7 protein-coding genes and 1 tRNA gene are annotated in these 6298 nt (G+C 36.9%); 6 read left to right on the plus strand and 2 right to left on the minus strand.

Annotation, left to right across the window (positions count from 1 at the left end; all coding sequences use genetic code 11):
* The 3 genes from E1140_RS02485 to E1140_RS02495 form a co-directional block, all read left to right on the plus strand.
* Nucleotides 1–675 (plus strand): outer membrane beta-barrel protein (locus tag E1140_RS02485; RefSeq protein ID WP_155178693.1); only part of this gene is annotated, 675 nt, incomplete at its 5' end.
* Nucleotides 676–734: 59 nt separating this feature from the next.
* A complete protein-coding gene (mtaB, locus tag E1140_RS02490; protein WP_155178695.1) occupies nucleotides 735–2051 on the plus strand; it encodes a tRNA (N(6)-L-threonylcarbamoyladenosine(37)-C(2))-methylthiotransferase MtaB in 1317 nt (438 codons plus the stop codon).
* Nucleotides 2051–2503, plus strand: a complete 453-nt coding sequence (locus E1140_RS02495) for a peroxiredoxin (protein ID WP_155178697.1) — start codon at nucleotides 2051–2053, stop codon at nucleotides 2501–2503. Before mtaB ends, E1140_RS02495 begins: the two co-directional genes overlap by 1 nt.
* Here E1140_RS02495 and E1140_RS02500 read toward each other — a convergent pair.
* Nucleotides 2500–3150, minus strand: coding sequence for an ABC transporter ATP-binding protein (locus E1140_RS02500; protein WP_155178699.1), 651 nt, complete (start codon nucleotides 3148–3150; stop codon nucleotides 2500–2502). The genes E1140_RS02495 and E1140_RS02500 overlap by 4 nt on opposite strands.
* Nucleotides 3151–3263: 113 nt before the next feature.
* On the opposite strand from E1140_RS02500, the gene sucC reads away from it, so the two are divergent.
* The 3 genes from sucC (at nucleotide 3264) to E1140_RS02515 (ending at nucleotide 5549) form a co-directional block, all read left to right on the plus strand.
* A complete protein-coding gene (sucC, locus tag E1140_RS02505) occupies nucleotides 3264–4475 on the plus strand; it encodes an ADP-forming succinate--CoA ligase subunit beta (RefSeq protein WP_155178701.1) in 1212 nt (403 codons plus the stop codon).
* 15 nt (nucleotides 4476–4490) lie between these two features.
* Nucleotides 4491–4564: transfer RNA gene (locus tag E1140_RS02510), tRNA-Arg, on the plus strand.
* A gap of 133 nt (nucleotides 4565–4697) precedes the next feature.
* Complete coding sequence (locus E1140_RS02515) at nucleotides 4698–5549, plus strand: DUF6089 family protein (protein WP_155178703.1); 852 nt, start codon at nucleotides 4698–4700, stop codon at nucleotides 5547–5549.
* Here the strand turns inward: E1140_RS02515 and E1140_RS02520 are convergent.
* Nucleotides 5546–6298, minus strand: a 753-nt coding sequence (locus tag E1140_RS02520) for a polysaccharide biosynthesis protein (RefSeq protein ID WP_155178706.1), incomplete at its 5' end; no start/stop codon positions are given. The genes E1140_RS02515 and E1140_RS02520 overlap by 4 nt on opposite strands.

The following is a 6298-nucleotide window of genomic DNA, read 5'->3' on the forward strand; positions in this document are numbered from 1 at the left end:
TATATTGTTACATTTCCTGATGATGATGATCGAGATGTTTTTAAATCGAAGATCAAAATTGGATATCGTGCCGGAGCCTACATTATCTTTCCTTTAGAAAATGATTTTGCCTGGTCCTCAGAAGTATATTATTCTAAGAAAGGCAGGAAGATTGAAAATAAAGCTGACGGAACTATTAACAATGCCTCATACGATTTTGTAGAAACTTCATTTCTTCTAAGAAAAGAATTTGATTTAAACATTATTGAGAATGTTAAGGGTAAATGGTTTTTCAACTTTGGCCCTAACATAAATTATTGGATAGGTGGTAAAGGCACAATTGATAATAATGTTGATTTAGACTATGAAGTTAAGTTTGAAGAGGGCAAATCAGATCTGGAGTATAATTACATAGCTGATGGAAACAGGTGGCTTTTCGGTTTGGATATTGGCATTGGCATAGACACACCAATTATCAACTCTCAAAAATTTGAAACAGAACTCAGATTTACACTAGGACAAACATTTCTGGGATCTCGTGATGGTTCTATACCGGTAAATGATTTTCAAAATGATGACAACCTAAGGGCTCATTACAGAACACTCTCACTTGTACTCCGCTATGGACTAGGCATAGACCTTAAGAATGCACGAAAAGGAAAGAGTACTTTGAAAATCAAAAATAAGCGAAGGTAACAAGAAGAGGTCGCTGAACTTCATGTTGAAACAATAATTGACTAGCTTTGCAACTTGTTATGAAAAAAGTTGCATTCTATACATTAGGCTGTAAATTAAACTTCTCTGAGACATCCTCGATATCACGAATGTTTGAGGATAAGGGCTACAAAAAAGTTGAATTTACTGACACACCTGATATCTTCATAATCAACACTTGTTCTGTCACAGAAAATGCCGACAAGAAGTGTAAGAAAATTGTGAGGGAGGCACGTAAAATCTCTAACAATGCCTACATAGCCATTATAGGCTGCTACGCACAGCTTAAGCCAAAAGAAATTTCAGAAATACCTGGTGTAGATGCTGTGTTGGGTGCTGCTGAAAAGTTTCAGCTTATAGACTTACTCGATGGTTTTGTTAGACCAGAGCAGCCAAAAGTGCTGGCTTCTGATATTGAGGCAGCTACTAGTTTCAACAATGCATTCTCTATTAACGATCGTACCAGAACATTTCTAAAAGTTCAGGATGGTTGCGACTATAGTTGCACTTTCTGCACCATACCCCTAGCCAGAGGCAATAGCCGAAGTAATACTATTGAAAACATAGTAAAACAGGCTGAAGAGATAGTCGCGTCTGGAGTAAAAGAGATAGTACTTACAGGAGTCAACACTGGTGATTTTGGCATTAGAAATGGCAAGCGAGAAGATCGTTTTATCGATTTGGCGAAGGAGCTTGATAGAATCAACGGTCTGGAAAGAATTAGAATCTCATCTATTGAGCCTAATCTTTTAACTGATGAGATTATAGAATTTGTAGCAAACTCCAATAAGTTTGTTCCTCATTTTCATATTCCTTTACAATCGGGATCTGACAACATTCTTAGGGCCATGAAAAGACGTTATCTCTCTGATCTTTATGTAGCGAGAGTTGAAAAGATTAAATCATTGATGCCTCATTGCTGCATTGGCGTTGATGTGATTGTGGGATTTCCAGGAGAAACAGAAAATGAATTCCTTAAAACCTATAATTTTTTAAACGAGCTTAACATCTCTTACCTGCACGTTTTCACATACTCAGAGCGTGCGAATACACCTGCTGCCGAAATGGATAGCGTTGTACCCATTAAAGAGAGAAATAAAAGGTCTAAAATGCTCCGTTCCTTATCTGAAAAGAAAAGAAGATACTTTTATGAGCAGCACCTGAACACTTCTCAGGAAGTACTTTTTGAAGACGATGTAGAGGATGGCATGATGCACGGCTTTACAAAAAATTATATCAGAGTTGCGGCAAAATATGACCCTGTGCTAATAAATGAAATAAAACCTTTAGTGCTGAAAGAGGTTAATAAAAGTGGTCATGTGACTGCTGAAGAATTAACCGAAATTTTGACTCATTAATGGCTCTATCCAAAGGCACCAAAGCTCCTAATTTTTCCTTACCGAGCACTGATGGATCTCAATTCACGCTTTCCAATCATGAGAATGAACCCCTATTGATCTACTTCTATCCATTAGACTTTACACCAGGATGCACAAAAGAAGCTTGCTCATTTAGAGATAATTTTGAATTCTTTAGAAATGCAGATATCAAAGTATTTGGAATAAGCACTGACAGTATTGAAAAGCATCTAAAGTTTAAAAAGAAGCATAACCTGCCATTCGAATTACTATCAGATAAAAGCGGAAAAGTCTCAAAGCTTTATGGTGCTGTTATTCCATTTGTGGGTATCTCAAAACGAGTCACTTATTTACTCAATGGAGATCACAATATTGTAGGTGTATATGACAATCTGTTTGGGTATGAAAAACACATTAAAGAAATGATCAAACAGATTAATAAAGATAGTTAGACTATCACTCCGTCTTTCATTTCTACTTTTCTGTCTGCCATTTCCGCCAACTCCTCATTATGAGTGACTATCACAAAGGTTTGTCCAAACTCATCTCTTAGTTTAAAGAATAGATCATGAAGTTCTCTGGCATTAGCAGAATCTAGATTTCCACTTGGTTCATCAGCAAAAACAATAGATGGATTGTTAATTAAAGCTCTAGCCACGGCCACTCTTTGCTGCTCCCCGCCTGACAACTGGGATGGCTTATGACTGTGTCGGTCTTTAAGTCCTAATCGATCTAATAATTCCTTCGCACGCTCTTCAACACTCTTTTTATCTGAGTTGCCAATAAAACCAGGTATGCAGACATTTTCCAATGCAGTGAATTCAGGAAATAAGTTATGAAATTGAAAGATAAAGCCAATATTCTTATTTCTAAATTTGCCTCTGGCTGATTGAGATAGCTTAACAATATTAACGTCATCAAACATCACTGTGCCATTATCCGGATTATCCAAAGTCCCTAAAATATGTAACAGTGTACTTTTACCTGCGCCTGATGCACCCACTATCGAAATAATCTCATTCTTATTTACCTCAAGATCTATCCCCTTCAAAACCTTTAACTCACTATAGGCTTTGGTCAAACCTGTTGCTTTAAGCATAGAATAATTTATTGATAAGAATAAATTCAAACATACTAAAAGAGATTATTAATCTAGAGTTTATCTTGAAATATAAGGCCAAATCTTCTACTTTCGTGCAAAAATTCTAAAGCATGAACATTCACGAATATCAAGCCAAAGACATACTAAAAAAGTATGGTGTAAATATCCAAAGAGGTATTGTTGCAGATAACCCTGATAAGGCATTAGCTGCAGCCAAAGAACTTAACAAAGAAACCGGAACAAGCTGGTATGTCATTAAAGCCCAGATACACGCTGGAGGTAGAGGTAAAGGTAAAGTGAAGGAAACTGGTTCTAACGGTGTTGTTTTAGCTAAATCATTGGACGAGGTAACTGAAAAATCTAAGAATATCTTAAATGGTATTTTGGTTACTCATCAGACTGGAGAAGAGGGAAAAAGAGTAAACAAAGTATTGATAGCTGAAGATGTCTATTATCCTGGTGAGTCAGAAGTTAAAGAATTCTATATCAGTATTCTACTTGATAGAGCTAAAGGTTGCAACGTCATCATGGCTTCTACAGAAGGTGGAATGGACATTGAGGAAGTGGCGGAACACACACCTGAAAAGATCATTAAAGAATGGATTAATCCTTCAGTTGGTCTACAAGGATTTCAGGCGAGAAAAATTGCTTTTGCGCTCGGTCTTGAAGGTAATGCATTTAAAGAAATGGTAAAATTTATCTATTCCCTTTATAGTGCTTACGAAGCCACTGATTCTTCAATGTTTGAGATCAACCCTGTTCTTAAAACTTCTGACAATAAAATACTGGCGGTTGATGCCAAAGTTAATTTGGATGACAATGCATTGTACAGACATAAGGACCTTGTTGAACTTAGAGACTTAAGCGAAGAAGATCCTGCAGAAATTGAAGCTGGAAAATCTGGCTTGAGCTATGTTAAGCTGGACGGTAATGTTGGCTGTATGGTTAACGGTGCAGGTTTAGCAATGGCCACCATGGATATTATTAAACTCTCTGGTGGTGAGCCTGCCAACTTCCTTGATGTTGGAGGAGGCGCCAATGCAGAAACTGTTGAAGCTGGCTTTAGAATCATCTTAAAAGACCCTAATGTAAAAGCTATCTTAATCAACATCTTTGGTGGTATTGTAAGATGTGACAGAGTTGCGAATGGCGTTGTAGAAGCATATAAAAAGATCGGCAATATTGAAGTTCCAATCATAGTGAGATTACAAGGAACAAATGCTGAAGAAGGCGCTAAAATTATAGAAGAGTCTGGACTAAAAGTATTCTCGGCTATCCTCTTAAAAGACGCAGCTGCCAAGGTAAGAGAAGTATTAAGCTAATAGCTTAATACGCAGGCATCCGTAGTTCAACTGGATAGAATACCAGATTTCGGCTCTGGGGGTTGAGGGTTCGAATCCTTCCGGATGCACATTTGTTATCGCTACTATTGAAGAAATAGTAGCGATAATTGTTTATACAGCTCCTTTTCTGTTGCATTAGTTCTGTTTTGAGTTATATTTCAATATCTTTATTATTAAATTTTGATCCAATAATTGGAATAAATGAAAAAGATAGGTTTAGTATCATTAATTATAATTTGCTCCATTCAGGCTTTCTCTCAGAGCTTCTACAATTATAGAAGAGGCAGAGACATTATTGCTAGCTTAGGAACGGGCACAACTACCTACTTTGGAGATCTAAAGGATAATGGAGATTATTTCGATCCTAAGTTTAATCTTAACTTGGGCTTACAGTACTTCTTTAACAAAAGAGTCTCTGGCCGTGTTGAACTCCAATGGTTTTCACTAGAAGGTGCTGATGAGGACTCTGAGGAAAATGGAAAAATAAATAGAAATCTTTCATTTAAGTCCAATAACTATGAATTGAATGCAGTGGGAATGATACAAGCATTTCCAAATGGAACGAGATACTATCAAAGAAAGGATTTCAACTTCTACGCATTTGCAGGTATTGGACTGATCTATTTCAATCCGAAAGCAGAGTACCAAGGAAAGAAATACGCCCTTCAGCCAATACAAACCGAAGGGGTGAAATATAGTAGAATTGCAATTGTGATACCCTACGGTGGTGGTATTAGGTACAAAATTGATCCTTTTTGGAATGTTGGAATTGAAGTGGGTTTTAGACAAACTTTCACTGATTATATTGACGATGTAAGCACCACATATATTGATAATACCACATTCTCAGACCCTATACATGCGACATTAGCTGATAGAAGACCTGAGATAGGACTTTCAAGGCAAGAAGCCGGTAGTAAAAGAGGTAACCCTGACAGAAATGATAACTATTTAATCTTAAACCTTAAAGTCGAGTTCTATCTTCCTGCGGAGTTTATGAGTACAGCTAAATTCAGGTCTAAGAGAAGGGGAAGAAGAGCAAAGGGGCGTTAATTATCCAGTACTTCATATATTGATCTATTACTCTTGTACTCTGGGACTATCTTCTTCATTGCAGAAACCAATGACAGGTCAGATTGTTTCTTCAACAATTCTTCCAACTCGGAAATTCCATCTCTAATAGTATTAAAATTCGGTGTAGAGACTTTTGCTATCATAATTTTATGATTATGAGTAGGTAAATTATTTTCTCTATCTGCTAAAAGTTCCTCAAAAAGTTTTTCTCCCTTCCTCAATCCTGTGAAGATAATATCAATATCCTTAAATGGTTCATAGCCAGAGAGCCTTATCATCTTTTTGGCCAAATCAACAATTCTCACAGATTTCCCCATATCAAAAAGAAATATTTCACCTCCTTTTCCCATACAGCCTGCTTCCAAAATCAACTCGCACGCCTCACTTATGGTCATGAAGTATCTTGTTATTTCTGGATGTGTGACTGTAATAGGTCCACCTTGCTCAATCTGCCTCTTAAAAAAAGGAATTACAGAACCATTTGAACCAAGTACATTGCCAAAACGTGTGGTAATAAACAATGTACTACCCTTTTTAGCATTGATCGATTGAATATACATTTCGGCTATGCGCTTTGACGCACCCATTACATTTGTTGGATTAACGGCCTTATCTGTTGAAACCATGACAAATTTCTCACTTCCAACCTCAACTGCTAAATCGGCTATATTTTTTGTCCCTACTATATTGCAACTGACAGCTTCTTGGGGATTCTCCTCCATTAAGGG

The sequence above is a fragment of the Fulvivirga lutimaris genome, from assembly GCF_009711525.1.
GTDB lineage: Bacteria > Bacteroidota > Bacteroidia > Cytophagales > Cyclobacteriaceae > Fulvivirga > Fulvivirga lutimaris.